The organism is Rhodanobacter sp. KK11 (genome assembly GCF_033345435.1).
Lineage (GTDB): Bacteria > Pseudomonadota > Gammaproteobacteria > Xanthomonadales > Rhodanobacteraceae > Rhodanobacter.
In genome coordinates this window covers 1,221,899-1,237,143 of the sequence record NZ_JAWPMI010000001.1, presented here as the reverse complement: position 1 = coordinate 1,237,143, position 15,245 = coordinate 1,221,899, and the positions used below count along the sequence as shown (strand labels likewise).

The window sequence follows — 15,245 nt, the reverse complement described above, 5'->3', positions numbered from 1 at the left end:
CCGCCGCGCGCCTCCGGGCAAACCTATGACACAGGACACACGGAGCGCGATGCAGTATCCCGTTCACGGCAATGCTGCGGCGCACTCCGGCATCACCCCATCCCCGTTCGAGCAAGTTCTGGAGCTCCCATGAAGTCCTCATCACTGAGCACACCCTTGTTGTGCCTGAGCCTGCTGGTGCTGACCGCCTGCGGCAAAGGCAAGGAGCAGGGGCCGCCGCAGATGCCACCGCCGGAAGTCGGCGTGATCAAGGCACAGCCGCAGAGCTCGCCGCTGACCAAGGACCTGGTCGGCCGGCTGTCGGCCTACCGCAGCGCCGACGTGCGCGCCCGCGTGGCCGGCGTGCTGCTCAAGCGCGTCTACGACGAGGGCACCGACGTCAAGCAGGGCCAGTTGCTGTTCCAGATCGACCCGGCGCCGCTGAAGGCCGCGCTGAGTGCGGCCCAGGCCTCGCTGGCCCAGGCCCAGGCCACCTGGACCAACAACAAGGTCACCGCCGCTCGCGTGCGCGAGCTGGCGCCCAAGGGCTACGTGTCCAAGTCCGACCTGGACAACGCCCTCGCCGCCGAACGCAGCGCCGCCGCCGCGGTGCAGGCCGCACAGGCCAACGTACAGACCGCGCGCATCAATCTCGGCTACGCCAGCGTCACCGCGCCGATCGCCGGCCGCGCCGGCCAGCAGCAGGTCACCGAGGGTGCGCTGGTCGGCAACGGCGAGGCCACACTGCTCACCACGGTCGACCAGATCGATCCGCTGTACGTGAACTTCACCCTGAGCGTGGATGCGCTCGAGCAGATGCGCCAGGCGCAGAGCAGCGGCAACGTCACCCTGGCCGAGCCGGACAAGGCCAGCGTGCGGATCACCCTGCCCGACGGCAGCACCTACGGCGAACCGGGCGTACTGGACTTCTCCGACACCACGGTCAACCCGGCCACCGGTGCGGTCAACCTGCGCGCCGTGGTGCCGAACCCGCGGCACAACCTGCTGCCGGGCATGTACGTGACGCTCAAGGCGCAACTCGGCCAGCAGCACAAGGTGTTCCTGATCCCGCAGCAGGCAGTGCTGCGCGACACCGCGGGCGCCTACGTGATGACCATCGGCGCCGACAACAAGGTGATGCGCAAGGACGTCACCCTGGGTGGCATGGCCGGCGGCGACTGGGTGGTGAGCGCCGGCCTGCAGGCCGGCGACCAGGTGGTGGTGTCGGGCGTGCAGAACGCGAAGGTCGGCGCACCGGCCAAACCCACCCCGTGGCACCCGGCGCCCGTCGCCGGCGCCTCCGCGGCAGCCGCCCCCGGCAGCACCGCGCACGCCAGGTAACGGAGCGAAGACCATGCCGAGTTTCTTCATCGACCGCCCGATCTTCGCCTGGGTGGTGGCTATCCTGATCTCGCTGGGCGGCGTGCTGGCCATCCTCAACCTGGGCGTGGAGTCGTACCCGAACATCGCGCCGCCGTCGGTGACGGTGAGCGCCACCTACCCCGGCGCCAGCGCGGACACCACCGAGAAGACCGTCACCCAGGTGATCGAGCAGCAGCTCACCGGCATCGACCACCTGCTGTACTTCAGCTCATCCTCCAGCTCCAGCGGCCACGCCAGCATCACGCTGACCTTCGAGAGCGGCACCGACCCGGACATCGCCCAGGTGCAGGTGCAGAACAAGGTGGCGCTGGCCACGCCGCGCCTGCCCTCGGAGGTGATCCAGCAGGGCGTGGTGGTGGCCAAGGCCAACGCCGGCTTCCTGATGGTGGTGGCGCTGAAGTCGGACAACCCGAACATCGATCGCGACCGCCTCGGCGACATCGTCGGCTCGCAGGTACTCGACCAGATCTCGCGCGTGCCCGGCGTGGGCAGCACCCAGCAGTTCGGCTCCGAGTACGCCATGCGTATCTGGCTGAACCCGGACAAGCTGCAGGGCTACGGTCTGTCCGCCAGCCAGGTGCTGGACGCGATCAGGACGCAGAACGTGCAGTTCGCCGCCGGCTCGATCGGTGCCGACCCGGCCATGCCCGGCCAGGGCTTCACCGCCACGGTGTCCACGGAAGGGCGTTTCACCACGCCGGCGCAGTTTGCCGACATCATCCTGCGCGCGAACGCCGACGGCACCACGGTCAAGCTCGGCGACGTGGCCCGGATCAGCTTCGGCCCGGGCAGCTACGGCTTCGATACCACCGTCGATGGCAAGCCGATCGGCGCGTTCGCGATCCAGCTGCTGCCCGGCGCCAACGCGCTGAACGTGGCCACCGCAGTGCGCGGCAAGATGGACGAGATCGCGCCCAGTTTCCCGCAGGGCGTGAGCTGGTTCAGCCCGTACGACAGCACCGCGTTCGTGAAGATCTCCATCGACGAGGTGGTGCACACGCTGGTCGAGGCGATCATCCTGGTGTTCCTGGTGATGCTGCTGTTCCTGCAGAACATCCGCGCCACCATCATTCCCACCCTGGTGATCCCGGTGGCCCTGCTCGGCACCTTCCTCGGCATGCTGGTGCTCGGCTTCACCATCAACCAGCTGACCCTGTTCGGCATGGTGCTGGCCATCGGCATCGTGGTGGACGACGCGATCGTGGTGATCGAGAACGTCGAACGCATCATGACCGAGGAGGGACTGTCGCCGCGGGACGCCACGCGCAAGGCCATGGGCCAGATCACCGGCGCAGTGGTGGCGATCACCGTGGTGCTGACCGCGGTGTTCGTGCCCTCGGCGCTGCAGCCGGGCGCCTCGGGCATCATCTACAAGCAGTTCGCGCTGACCATCGCGATGTCGATGGCGTTCTCCGCGTTCCTGGCGCTCTCCTTCACGCCGGCGCTGTGCGCCAGCTTCCTGCAGCCGGAGCACCACAAGAAGAAGAACATCGTTTTCCGCACGTTCAATCGCTTCTTCGAGTGGACCACGCACACCTACACCGGCCACGTCGGCAGCGCGGTGCACCACGCGCCGCGCTGGATGATGGTGTTCGTGCTGATCGCGATGCTCGGCGGCTTCCTGTACACCCGCCTGCCCGGCAGCTTCCTGCCCGAGGAGGACCAGGGTTATGCGATGTCGGTGATCCAGCTGCCGCCGGGTGCCTCCAAGCAGCGCACCAGCGCGGTGATGCACCAGATGCTGGACATCCTGAAGAAGGATCCGGCGGTCGACACCGTGCTGCAGGTGACCGGCTTCAGCTTCATCGGCGCCGGCGAGAACGCGGGCATGGCCTTCATCAAGCTCAAGGACTGGTCCGAGCGCAAGGGCACCGCAGCCGACTTCATCCAGCGCGCGAACATGGCGCTGTTCCAGATCAAGGACGCACGCATCTTCGTGGTGAACATCCCCACGGTGCAGGGTCTGGGCCAGTTCGGCGGCTTCGACATGTACCTGCAGGACCGCAGCGGCGAGGGCCGCGACGCGCTCACCCAGGCGCGCAACACCCTGCTCGGCAAGGCCGCGCAGAACCCGACGCTGACCGGCGTACGCCCGAACGCGCTGGAGGATTCGCCGCAACTGAACCTTAGCGTGGACCGCGTGCAGGCCCAGTCGATGGGTCTGTCGGTGGGCGACATATACAATGCGATCAGCCTGATGCTGGCCCCCGTCTACGTGAACGACTTCACCTACGGCGGGCGCGTGAAGCGCGTGATCATGCAGGCCGATTCGGACTACCGCATGGGCCCGGACGCGCTGCAGCACTTCTTCACGCCCAGCGCACAGACCACGGTTGCCGGCACGCCGCAGATGATCCCGCTGTCCAACGTGGTGCGCGCCGACTGGCACATGGGCTCGCCCTCGCTGACCCGCTACAACGGCTACGCCGCGGTGGAGATCGTCGGCTCGCCTGCGCCGGGCCTTTCCTCGGGCCAGGCCATGGCCGAGATGCAGAAGATCGTCGAGAACGACCTGCCGCACGGCTTCGGCTTCGACTGGACCGGCCAGTCCTACCAGGAGATCCTCTCCGGCAACGCCGCCACGCTGCTGATGGTGCTGTCGATCATGATCGTGTTCCTGGCGCTGGCGGCGCTGTACGAGAGCTGGTCGATCCCGGTGTCGGTGCTGCTGGTGCTGCCGCTGGGCCTGCTCGGCGTGGTGGTGTTCACCATGCTGCGCGGCCTGCCCGACGACATCTTCTTCAAGATCGGCCTGATCACGGTGATCGGCCTGGCCGCGAAGAACGCGATCCTGATCGTGGAGTTCGCGGTGGCCGAGCAGAAGGCCGGGCGCACCCTGCGCGAAGCCACCGTGGACGCCGCCCGCCTGCGACTGCGGCCGATCCTGATGACCTCGCTGGCCTTCATCCTCGGCGTGTTCCCGCTGTTCGTCTCCACCGGCGCCGGCGCCAACTCCCGCCACGCCATCGGCACCGGCGTGATCGGCGGCATGCTGTTCGCCACCTTCCTCGGCGTGCTGCTGATCCCGGTGTTCTACGTGGTGGTGCGCCGCCTGCTCGGCGACAAGTTGGACGGCCACGAGCATCCGGGCATCGAGGGGCCGCACACGTTCGACTCCGACCCGCAGCGCGGACACTGAGGCAAGAGCAGACGAGCGGGTGGAAAGGAGTGGGAGAAGGCGCGAATTTCCCACCTTCTCGCCGGCATGAAGCAGAAAGCAGAAGGCCCCGGCGCAAACCGGGGCCTTTTGTTCGAGTCTTCAATGAGCACCGAGACGTGCAGGCTTTATCTCACTCCCCGGGTCTCCCCATTCACTTCCCGCTCTTCAACGCAAGCCGGTCTCCGCCCGCGCGATCACCATTCGCTGGATCTCGCTGGTGCCTTCGTAGATCTCGGTGATCTTGGCGTCACGGAAGTAGCGTTCCAGCGGCATTTCCTTCGAGTAACCCATGCCGCCGTGGATCTGCACCGCCTGGTGGGCGATCCACATCGCCGCCTCCGACGCGGTCAGCTTGGCCACCGCCGCCTCGGTACCGAAACGACCGCCGTGCTTCTCGGCCTCGCCCTTGGTCCAGGCGGCGCGCAGGGTCAGCAGGGTCGCCGCGTCCAGCTTGCACTTCATGTCGGCGATCTTCGACTGGGTCATCTGGAAGCTGCCGATCGGCTGGCCGAACGCCTTGCGGTCGCGCGACCACTGCAGGGTCGCCTCGTACGCAGCGCGGGCGATGCCCACCGCCTGCGAGGCGATGCCGATGCGGCCGGCGTCGAGCACGCCCATCGCGATGGAGAAGCCCTTGCCCTCTTCGCCGAGCAGGTTTTCCTTCGGGCAGACGTAGTCGGTGAACTCGATCTCGCAGGTGGCCGAGGCGCGGATGCCGAGCTTGGGCTCGGTCTTGCCGGCGTGAAAGCCCGGCAGTTGGGTGTCGATGATGAAGGCCGACACGCCCTTGGCGCCGATGCCCGGCGTCGAGATGGCGAACAGCACGATGTAGCGCGCCACCGGGCCGGAAGTGATCCAGCTCTTCTTGCCGTTGATCACCCAGTCGCCGTTGGCGTTCTTCGTCGCACGGGTGTGCATGGCCGAGGCGTCAGAACCGGACTGCGGCTCGGTCAGCGCGTAGGCGCCGATCGCCTCGCCGGTGGCGATGGCGCGCACGTACTTCTGCTTCTGCTCCTCGTTGCCATGCTTGAGGATGCCGTTGCAGAACAGCGAGTTGTTCACCGACATCACGGTGGCCGTGGCCGCATCGGCCGCGGCGATCTCGATCATCGCCAGCACGTAGGCGATCGGGTCCATGCCGGCGCCGCCGTAGGCCTCGGGCACCTCGATGCCCATCAGGCCGAGCTTGCCCATTTCGCGGATGTTCTCCAGCGGGAACTCGCCCTTCGCGTCCAGCTCGGCGGCCACCGGCGCAATACGCTTTTGCGCAAAGTCTCGGGCAATCGACTGGATCGACAACTGGTCTTCGGTAAATCGGAAATCCACGGACGGCTCCTTGAGGCAATCAAGCCGCCGATTTTAGCGGGAAATGGCCTGCCGGCCTCGCCGGCGCGCGCTTGACGCACGGCAAGGCGCGGCCTAGCCTGTACATCTTTGTATCGCGATACAGGGATACCGATGGATCTGGCCACCGCTTCCAGCGTACTGCGCCTGCTGGCCGACCCTACCCGCGTGCGGCTGCTGGCCCTGCTCGAAGGTGAAGAGCTCACTGTGGCCGAACTGGCCGCGGTGCTGCACCTGGCACAGCCGCGCGTGTCCACCCATCTGGCCAAACTGAAGGATGCCGGCCTGGTGCGCGACCGCCGCGCCGGCGTCTCCGCCTATTACCGTGCCAACAGCGAAGGTGACGAGGCGCAGCATGCCCTGCTGGTTTCGCTGCGCGCCAGCATCGACGACGCGCTGCTGCGCGAGGATGCCGCGCGCCTGCCCGGCGTGCTGGCCAACCGCGCCCGCGCCGAAGGCTGGGCCGACACCGTGGCCGGCGACATGGAGCGCCACTACTCGCCGGGCCGCACCTGGGAAACGCTGGCCCGATCGCTGCTGCAGTTGCTGGAAACCGGCGACGTGCTCGACATCGCCTCCGGCGACGGCATCACCGCCGAGCTGCTGGCGCCGCATGCGCACTCGATCGTCTGCGTGGATTCCAGCGAGCGCGTGGTCGAGGCCGCGGCGAAGCGGCTGAAGGCGTTTGCCAACGTGCGCGTGGTGCGTGGCGACATGCACGCGCTCGACCTGGGTACGCAACGCTTCGACCTGGTGCTGATGCTGCACGCGCTGACCTACGCCGAGCACCCGGCCAAGGCCGTGGCCGAGGCCGCGCGCGTGCTGCGCCCCGGCGGCCGCCTGCTCGCCGTCACGCTCGGCCGGCACGACCACCGCGCCGCGGTGGCGCCGTTCGACCACCGCAACCTCGGCTTCAGCCACGAGCAGCTCGACCGCTACGCGCGCACCGCGGGGCTCGACGTGCTGAGCTGCAACCGCCTCAGCCGCGAGCGCAAGGCACCGCATTTCGAAGTGATCAGCCTGCTGGCGCGCAAGAGCGCCTGAACACCGTTGCACCGCTCAACCATAGGAAGTTCGATGAGTACCCTCCCCTGGCTTCACCCCGAGCGCGTCGCCCTGCTGGAGCAGGCGCTGCGCCAGCGCATCCTGATCCTCGACGGCGCCATGGGCACCATGCTGCAAACCCACGGCCTGGACGAGCAGGGCTTCCGCGGCGAACGCTTCCGGGAAGGCCACGACGGCCACGCGCACGCACACGACCATCCCGGCTGCGACCTCAAGGGCAACAACGACCTGCTCACGCTGACCCGCCCGGAGATCATCCGAAGCGTGCACGATGCCTATCTCGAAGCCGGTGCCGACTTGATCGAGACCAACACCTTCAACTCCACCCGCATCAGCCAGGCCGACTACCAGTTGCAGCACCTGGCGCACGAGCTGAACCTCGAAGGCGCGAAGCTGGCCCGCGCCGCCTGCGACGCGATGGCCGCGAAAACACCGGAAAAACCGCGCTTCGTGATCGGCGTGCTCGGCCCGACCAGCCGCACCGCCTCGCTGTCGCCCGACGTCAACGACCCCGGCTTCCGCAACGTCAGCTTCGAGGAGCTGGCGGACAACTACACCGAAGCCGCCAGCGGCCTGATCGACGGCGGCGCCGACGTGATCATGGTCGAGACCATCTTCGACACGCTGAACGCCAAGGCCGCGCTGTTCGCGCTCTCCGAACTGTTCCAGCAGCGCGGCGCACAGGTGCCGGTGATGATCTCCGGCACCATCACCGACCGCTCCGGCCGCACCCTGTCCGGCCAGACCGCGGAGGCGTTCTACTATTCGGTACGCCACGCGCGGCCGTTGTCGGTGGGCTTCAATTGCGCGCTCGGCGCCGAGGACCTGCGACCGCACATCCAGACCCTGGCGAACCTGGCCGAGAGCTACGTCAGCACCCATCCGAACGCCGGCCTGCCGAACGCGTTCGCCGAGTACGACGAGACGCCCGAGCAGATGGCCGGTGTGATCGCAGGCTTCGCCCGCGACGGCCTGCTCAACCTGGTCGGCGGCTGCTGCGGCACCACGCCGGCGCACATCAAGGCGATCGCCGAGGCGGTGCGCGGCGTACCCCCGCGCGCCCTGCCGGGCGCCGTGCGGGATGCCGCATGAACACGCTCCACCACACCCGCCTGTCCGGCCTCGAGCCGCTGGTCATCACCCCCGACCTGCTGTTCGTCAACATCGGCGAGCGCACCAACGTCACCGGCTCGGCGAAGTTCAAGAAACTCATCAAGGAAGACCGCTACGACGAAGCGGTGGAAGTCGCCCGCCAGCAGGTGGAGAACGGCGCGCAGATCCTCGACGTGAACATGGACGAGGGCCTGCTCGATTCCGAAGCGGCGATGGTGAAGTTCCTCAACCTGATCGCCGCCGAACCGGACATCGCCAAGATCCCGGTAATGGTGGATTCTTCCAAGTGGAGCGTGATCGAGGCCGGCCTGCGCTGCCTGCAGGGCAAGGGCGTGGTCAACTCCATCTCGCTGAAGGAAGGCGAAGGCCCGTTCCTCGAACAGGCGCGAAAAATCCTGCGTTACGGCGCCGCCACCGTGGTGATGGCCTTCGACGAGAACGGCCAGGCCGACACCGTGGCACGCCGCCTGGAAATCTGCGAGCGCTCGTACAAGCTGCTCACCGAGGAAGTGGGTTTCCCGCCCGAAGACATCATCTTCGACTCCAACATCTTTCCGATCGCCACCGGCATCGAGGAGCACGCCGACAACGCGGTGAACTTCATCGAGGCGTGCAAGGAGCTGAAGCAGCGCTTTCCGCTGTCGCACCTTTCCGGCGGCGTCTCCAACGTCTCGTTCTCCTTCCGCGGAAATGACACCGTGCGCGAGGCGATCCACAGCGTGTTCCTGTACCACGCCATCCAGGCCGGCATGGACATGGGCATCGTCAACGCCGGCCAGCTGGCAATCTACGACGAGCTGGAACCCGAACTGCGCGAGCGCGTGGAAGACGTGGTGCTGAACCGCCGCGCCGATGCCACCGAGCGGCTGATGGAAATTGCCGAGAAGCACAAGAAGGGCGCGCGCGAACAGGACGCCGGCAACGCGCTGGCCTGGCGCGAGCTGCCGGTGCGCAAGCGGCTGGAACACGCGCTGGTGCACGGCATCGACCAGTTCGTGGTGGAGGACACCGAGGAAGTGCGCCAGACCGTCACGCGCACGCTGGACGTGATCGAAGGCCCGCTGATGGACGGCATGAACGTGGTCGGCGACCTGTTCGGCGCCGGCAAGATGTTCCTGCCGCAGGTGGTGAAATCCGCCCGCGTGATGAAGAAGGCGGTGGCCTACCTGCTGCCCTTCATGGAGGAGGAAAAGAAGAAGAGCGGCAACACCAGCAAGAACAACGGCAAGATCGTGATGGCCACGGTCAAGGGCGACGTGCACGACATCGGCAAGAACATCGTCGGCGTGGTGCTCGCCTGCAACAACTTCGAGGTGATCGACCTTGGCGTGATGGTGCCGGCACAGAAGATCCTCGACACCGCCATCGAGGAGAAGGCCGACATGATCGGCGTCTCCGGTCTGATCACCCCTTCGCTGGAGGAGATGGCCCACGTCGCCAGGGAAATGAAGCGGCGCGGCTTCAGCATCCCGCTGCTGATCGGCGGTGCCACCACCTCGCGCGCGCACACCGCGATCAAGATCGAGCCGCACTACGAAACCGCCTGCGTGTGGGTGAAGGACGCCTCGCGCGCGGTCGGCGTGGCGCAGTCGCTGGTCAGCAAGGAGCTGGTCGACGGCTTCCTCGCCAAGGTGCGCAGCGAATACGCCGAAGTGCGCGAGCGCCACAGGCACCGCGGCCCCGGCAAGAAACTGGTGACGCTGGAGCACGCGCGCGGCAACCGTTTCCGCTGCGATTGGGCCAGTTACGACCCGCCGCAGCCCGCCAAGCCCGGCCTCACCGTGTTCGACGACTACAGCCTCGCCGAGCTGCGCGAAACCATCGACTGGACGCCGTTCTTCCAGGCCTGGGAGCTGGCCGGCCACTACCCCGCCATCCTCACCGACGCCGTGGTCGGCACGCAGGCCAGCGAACTGTTCGCCGACGCGCAGGCCATGCTGGACAGGATCGTCGAGGAGAAGTGGCTGAAGGCCCGCGCCGTGATCGGCTTCTGGCCCGCCGCCAACCGCATCGACGACGTGGAGATCTACACCGACGACTCCCGCACGACGCCGCTGGCCACGCTGCACCACCTGCGCCAGCAGGCCGACAAGCCGGTGGAACGCCCCAATCTGTGCCTGGCCGACTTCATCGCACCGAAGGAGTTCGGCAAACCCGACTGGATCGGCGGCTTCGCCGTCACCGCGGGCCTGGGCATCGAGCCGCATCTGGAGCTCTTCCACGCCGACCACGACGACTACTCCGCGATCATCCTGAAAGCCCTGGCCGACCGCCTCGCCGAATCCTTCGCCGAACGCATGCACCAGCGCGTGCGCAAGGAGTTCTGGGGCTTCGTGCCCGACGAGAGCCTCGGCAACGATGCACTGATCGCCGAGCAGTACCGGGGCGTGCGCCCCGCCCCCGGCTACCCCGCCTGCCCCGACCACACCGAGAAGGCCACCCTGTTCAAGCTGCTGGACGTCACCGCCAACACCGGCATCGAGCTCACCGAAGGTTTCTCGATGTATCCCGCGGCGGCCGTCTCCGGCTGGTATTTCTCCCATCCGGGCAGCCAGTACTTCGTGGTCGGTCGGCTCGGCAGGGATCAGGTCACCGATTATGCCCGCCGCAAGGGCTGGACGCTGGCCGAAGCGGAACGCTGGCTCGCCTCGAACCTCGACTACGACCCAGACTGACCGCCCGCCTGCCCTTGCCCCGCGGCGAGAACAGCGGGCAGTGCCCGCCTGCGCCAACTCACACGGTGGCGTCGCCGGTGAGGCTGTTCTTGCGGTGGCGCAGGTGCACCACCAGGTTGTAGACCGAGACGAAGGCGGGGAAGAAGTTCGAGATGATGCCCACCGAGTCGTTCTTGCCGATCACGAAATACGCCAGCAGCAGCGCGCTGCCGCACACCGACAGCCACCAGAACGACAGCGGCATCACCACCCGCTTCAGCTTGCGCGTGTAGTACAGCTGCACGAACCAGCGGCTGGTGAACATCACCGAGCCGAGCAGGCCGACGGCCTTCCACGGCGTCAGCTCGAACTGCTGCAGGGCGCGGAGAATGCTGGCCAGATGAACGCTGAGGAATTCCATGGCGGTGCGCTTTTGACGTAGGGGGGAGGCAAGTCTAGCAACCCCCGTCTCTGCCCCTGCGCATCCCGATCCCACCCGAGGCATTGACCCGCCCCGCGACTGCCCCTAAAATTGCGCGCTCGCAGTGGGCGGTTAGCTCAGCGGTAGAGCACTGCCTTCACACGGCAGGTGTCACAAGTTCGATCCTTGTACCGCCCACCATCGAATCCAGAAACCGGCCTCGCGGCCGGTTTCGTCGTTTGCGCACCATCAAGTGCGCAGCGTGCGTGTAGCAACGGGCACTTCACACGGCAGGTGTCACAAGTTCGATCCTTGTACCGCCCACCATCGAATCCAGAAACCGGCCCCGCGGCCGGTTTCGTCGTTTGCACACCATCAAGTGCGCAGCGTGCGTGTAGCAACGGGCACTTCACACGGCAGGTGTCACAAGTTCGATCCTTGTACCGCCCACCATCGAATCCAGAAACCGGCCTCGCGGCCGGTTTCGTCGTTTGCGCACCATCAAGTGCGCAGCGTGCGTGTAGCAACGGGCACTTCACACGGCAGGTGTCACAAGTTCGATCCTTGTACCGCCCACCATCGAATCCAGAAACCGGCCCCGCGGCCGGTTTCGTCGTTTGCGCACCATCAAGTGCACAGCGTGCGTGTAGCAACGGGCACTTCACACGGCAGGTGTCACAAGTTCGATCCTTGCATCGCCCACCCATAGATTCAACGGCCTAGGCCACCCTTGAGGTGGCCTTTTTCGTTGCAGGGATGTTTGTACCGAAATTGATTTCGGAACGCAGGCGCAAAAACGCCGCTCCATGAAGCATGGCACCATCTGTGTTGCCCGCTTCGTCGGCGCCCGCAGCCTGACGTCGGGCGCATGCCGGAATCGCGCCGCACCGGCGCGGTTTGCATCGGTGGCAGGCCTTCCGGTTTACCCCGATTCTGCGGGCACTCTCACACAGCACTTGCCGGACCCGTTGATCCATCCATGGCGCCCTTGGGCTGACCGCGGGGAGGGATTAGGGGTTTCTACCGATGCACATGGGTGGCACCTGCGCCAGCATCGGCGTGGCTGTCGGGCGGCCCTGTCCGTCCACCATGGCCAACTGCTGCACTGTTGCGGTTCGAGGAAGAAGTCGCCAGCAATCCTCCTTTCTCAAGGACTACTACGTTGATATCGATAACCCGCCTTTTCATTACGGCCGCGTATCGCGTGACAGCGCTTTCCGTGGTTGCAACCGGCATCGCGTGTACATCGCCAAGCCCGCCGCAGACGGTTCCGCTGAAAACCACCCAAGCCCTGGCCGCAGAGATTCCCGGGCTGATGCAGCAAGCCCGGATTCCAGGACTGTCGATCGCCGTGATCCGCCGTGGAGAGATTGCGTGGGTGCACAACTTCGGCACGGTGGACACGGCAACCCGGGCGCCGGTGACCGAGCACACCCAATTCAGCGCCGCCTCCCTCAGCAAGCCCATCTTCGCCTATGCCGTGCTGCAGCTGGTCGATGAAGGCAAGCTCGATCTCGATACTCCCCTGGTCCAGTACTGGCCCGAGCGAATCACCGACGATCCGAGGCAGGCGAAGATCACGGCACGCATGGCCCTGAGCCATCGCGCAGGGTTCCCGGACTGGCGACCGGACGGCGGCCCGCTCGAGATCCATTTCACGCCAGGTGAGCGTTTCAGTTATTCCGGGGAGGGTTACGCCTACCTGCAGAAGACGATCGAGCACCTGGAGCACAAGCCATTGAGCGAGATCATGGCGCAGCGGGTATTTGCCCCGCTCGGCATGCAGCGTTCGACCTTCGTTTCCCAGCTCGGCCCCAACGTTGCCAACGGCTACGATGCCGCAGGAGTGGCGCACCCTCCTTACCTCAGCACCGGCAACGCGGCCTACAGTCTGCAGACGACAGCGTACGACTATGCGCTCTTCGTGCAGGCGATCCTCAACGGCCACGGCTTGAAACCGGCGACCTTGCGGGCGATGGAAACGGCCCAGATCGCCGTGGATCCCAGCTGCACCTATTGCACTCAGCACGCCCCGAAAGAGCTGTCAAAGACCCTCTTCTGGGGCCTGGGCTGGGGCATCGAGGCGCTGCCTTCCGGCACCTATCTCTGGCACTGGGGCGACAACGACTTCTACAAGGCCTTTGTCTCGGTCGACCTGAAGCGGCGTAACGCCGTGGTCTATTTCAGCAACAGCCAGAATGGCTTGGCGATCGCGCCCGTGCTGATCCGCGATGCCATCGGCGCCAGCCAACCGGCACTGCCCTGGCTGGGCTACGACAGCTACGACTCGCCCGGCATGCATTTCATGTTCGATGCCCTGCGTCACGGTGCGGAAGCGCTGAATCTGCACGCCGCCGAACTGGCCGCAGGGGCCATTTCCGAAATGAGCCTGGATTCGACCGGTGCGCTGCTGCTCGATCAGAAGCGCTACGACGATGCCATCGCCGTGCTGGCGAAGAACAGCGAATTGCACGCCGGATCAGCGGATGCCTGGGCCAGCCTGGGCAAAGCCTACGCGCAGGCCGGCAAGCGCGACCAGGCCTTCATGAGCTTTGAGAAGGCGCTTGCCCTGGCTCCGCACAACAAGAGCGTGCAGCTGTCGTTGGACAGACTTCGGCAGCCATAGTCCGCCGGTACGCGACAGCCGAGGCGGCGTCCATCGGCATGGCCAACATGGACGGCACCGCTTCGATGGAGAAGAGACCGGAGGCGTTGCGGGCTGGTCACGACAACATGGCCAACGCAGGGACGACTCGCCTCGCAACCGCGCAACTCCGCGGCTCAGCCTACGGCATCGCCCAGCGTTTCATTTTCCGCATCCTGTCCGCCGCCTTGCCTGGAAACCACCACCGCCATGGCCAGATCGCCGCCGACATTGAGTGAGGTGCGGCACATATCAAGCAGGGCGTTGACGCCGAGGATGATGCCGATCCCTTCCGGCTTGATGCCGACGATGCCGCAGATCATCGCCACCACCGGCAGCGAACCGGATGGAATGCTCGCGGTACCGATGCCGCCGAGAATGCACAGGACCAGCACCAGGATCTGCTCGCCCAGCGGCAGATGCATATCGTAAACCTGCGCCAGGAACAGCACGGTGACACCTTCGAACAACGCCGAGCCGTGGTGATTGGCCGACGCACCGACCGTGAGCACGAAGCGCGACACCTTGCGCGGCAGCTTCAGATGATCCTCGGCCACACGCAGCGTCACCGGCAACGCCGCCGCCGACGAAGCGGTGGCGAACGCGGTCAGCAAGGCCTCCTGGCTGCCGCGAAAGAAATCCCGCGGCCTCATGCCGCCCATGAATTTCACCCACAGCGGCAACACCACGAAAGCATGGATCACCAGCGCGAGCAACACGGTGACGACGTACCAGCCCAGGCCAACCAGCACGCCCCAACCCATCTGTGCGCACAGGATGAACATGAAGCAGGCCACGGCGTAGGGCACCAGCTTCACGAACAGGCCGATCAAGTGCATGCTGACCTCGAACACGCCTTGCAGGGCACTCTTGAGCGCCAGGGTACCCGGCGTAGGCTTCATCACCAGGCCAATGCCGAACATCAACGCAAAGAACACGATGCCGAGCTTCTTGCTGTCGTCACCCATCGCACCGACGATATTGTGGGGAACGATGTCGACGAGCATATCGACGATGTCGAGCGTCCGGCCTTTCTCGACGATGGCCTCCGCGTTGCCCGCGTTGCTGCTCAGCGCCTGCTGCACCAGTGCCGGATCCATGTGCGTGCCAGGCTGGAACAGGTTGGTCATCACCAGGCCAATCATCACCGCGATACCGGTGACGGCGGCGGTGTAGGCCAGGGTACGCCCCCCGAGCCGACCGAGGGTGGCAACGTCGCCGAGTTCGGCCACGCCAAGCACCAGTGCCGAGAAGATCAGCGGCACCACCATCATGAAAAGCAGGTTGAGGAAGATCGTGCCGAAGGGTCGCGCGGCGTAGTGGATGACCGTCTGCACCCAGTCCGCACCAGGCGCGAGGAAATGCACGATCAGGCCGAATCCCACGCCGAACGCGAAACCGAGCGCCACCTTCAGGTGCAGAGGCAGGCCAGACTTCTTCGAGGTGGGTGCTCTATACATGGCGAGGATTTCTCTCGTGTCG

At 66.0% G+C, this 15,245-nt stretch carries 9 protein-coding genes and 1 tRNA gene; 7 read left to right on the top strand and 3 right to left on the bottom strand.

Translation table 11 applies throughout. The annotated features are described in order from the left end of the window. Positions 1 to 129 precede the first annotated feature (129 nt). Positions 130 to 1,320 carry an efflux RND transporter periplasmic adaptor subunit gene (locus R5H19_RS05450; protein ID WP_318157932.1) on the top strand — a complete coding sequence of 397 codons (1,191 nt, stop codon included), beginning with the start codon at positions 130 to 132 and terminating at the stop codon, positions 1,318 to 1,320. A gap of 13 nt (positions 1,321 to 1,333) precedes the next feature. Next, positions 1,334 to 4,501, top strand: coding sequence for a multidrug efflux RND transporter permease subunit (locus R5H19_RS05445; RefSeq protein WP_318157931.1), 3,168 nt, complete (start codon positions 1,334 to 1,336; stop codon positions 4,499 to 4,501). 186 nt (positions 4,502 to 4,687) lie between these two features. Here the strand turns inward: R5H19_RS05445 and R5H19_RS05440 are convergent, their stop codons facing one another. Continuing rightward, complete coding sequence (locus R5H19_RS05440) at positions 4,688 to 5,848, bottom strand: acyl-CoA dehydrogenase family protein (protein WP_318157930.1); 1,161 nt, start codon at positions 5,846 to 5,848, stop codon at positions 4,688 to 4,690. 132 nt (positions 5,849 to 5,980) lie between these two features. On the opposite strand from R5H19_RS05440, the gene R5H19_RS05435 reads away from it, so the two are divergent. Genes R5H19_RS05435 through metH form a run of 3 tightly spaced genes read left to right on the top strand, consistent with a single transcriptional unit; the run spans position 5,981 to position 10,719 of the window. Continuing rightward, positions 5,981 to 6,910, top strand: coding sequence for a metalloregulator ArsR/SmtB family transcription factor (locus R5H19_RS05435; RefSeq protein ID WP_318157929.1), 930 nt, complete (start codon positions 5,981 to 5,983; stop codon positions 6,908 to 6,910). A 33-nt stretch (positions 6,911 to 6,943) separates the two neighbouring features. Next, positions 6,944 to 8,023, top strand: coding sequence for a homocysteine S-methyltransferase family protein (locus R5H19_RS05430; RefSeq protein ID WP_318157928.1), 1,080 nt, complete (start codon positions 6,944 to 6,946; stop codon positions 8,021 to 8,023). Beyond that, positions 8,020 to 10,719, top strand: a complete 2,700-nt coding sequence (metH, locus tag R5H19_RS05425) for a methionine synthase (protein WP_318157927.1) — start codon at positions 8,020 to 8,022, stop codon at positions 10,717 to 10,719. The genes R5H19_RS05430 and metH overlap by 4 nt, the downstream gene beginning before the upstream one ends. 58 nt (positions 10,720 to 10,777) lie before the next feature. Here metH and R5H19_RS05420 read toward each other — a convergent pair whose 3' ends face one another. Further along, entirely contained in the window at positions 10,778 to 11,119 is a 342-nt protein-coding gene (locus R5H19_RS05420) for a lipid-A-disaccharide synthase N-terminal domain-containing protein (protein ID WP_318157926.1), read from the bottom strand. A gap of 126 nt (positions 11,120 to 11,245) precedes the next feature. Between R5H19_RS05420 and R5H19_RS05415 the strand changes: the two genes are divergently transcribed. Next, a tRNA-Val gene (locus R5H19_RS05415) sits at positions 11,246 to 11,320 on the top strand. Between the two features lie 961 nt (positions 11,321 to 12,281). Then, entirely contained in the window at positions 12,282 to 13,745 is a 1,464-nt protein-coding gene (locus R5H19_RS05410; RefSeq protein WP_318157925.1) for a serine hydrolase, read from the top strand. Between the two features lie 155 nt (positions 13,746 to 13,900). Here R5H19_RS05410 and R5H19_RS05405 read toward each other — a convergent pair whose 3' ends face one another. Further along, positions 13,901 to 15,223: a dicarboxylate/amino acid:cation symporter gene (locus tag R5H19_RS05405; protein WP_318157924.1), complete on the bottom strand. Its 1,323-nt coding sequence runs from the start codon at positions 15,221 to 15,223 to the stop codon at positions 13,901 to 13,903. Positions 15,224 to 15,245 lie beyond the last annotated feature (22 nt).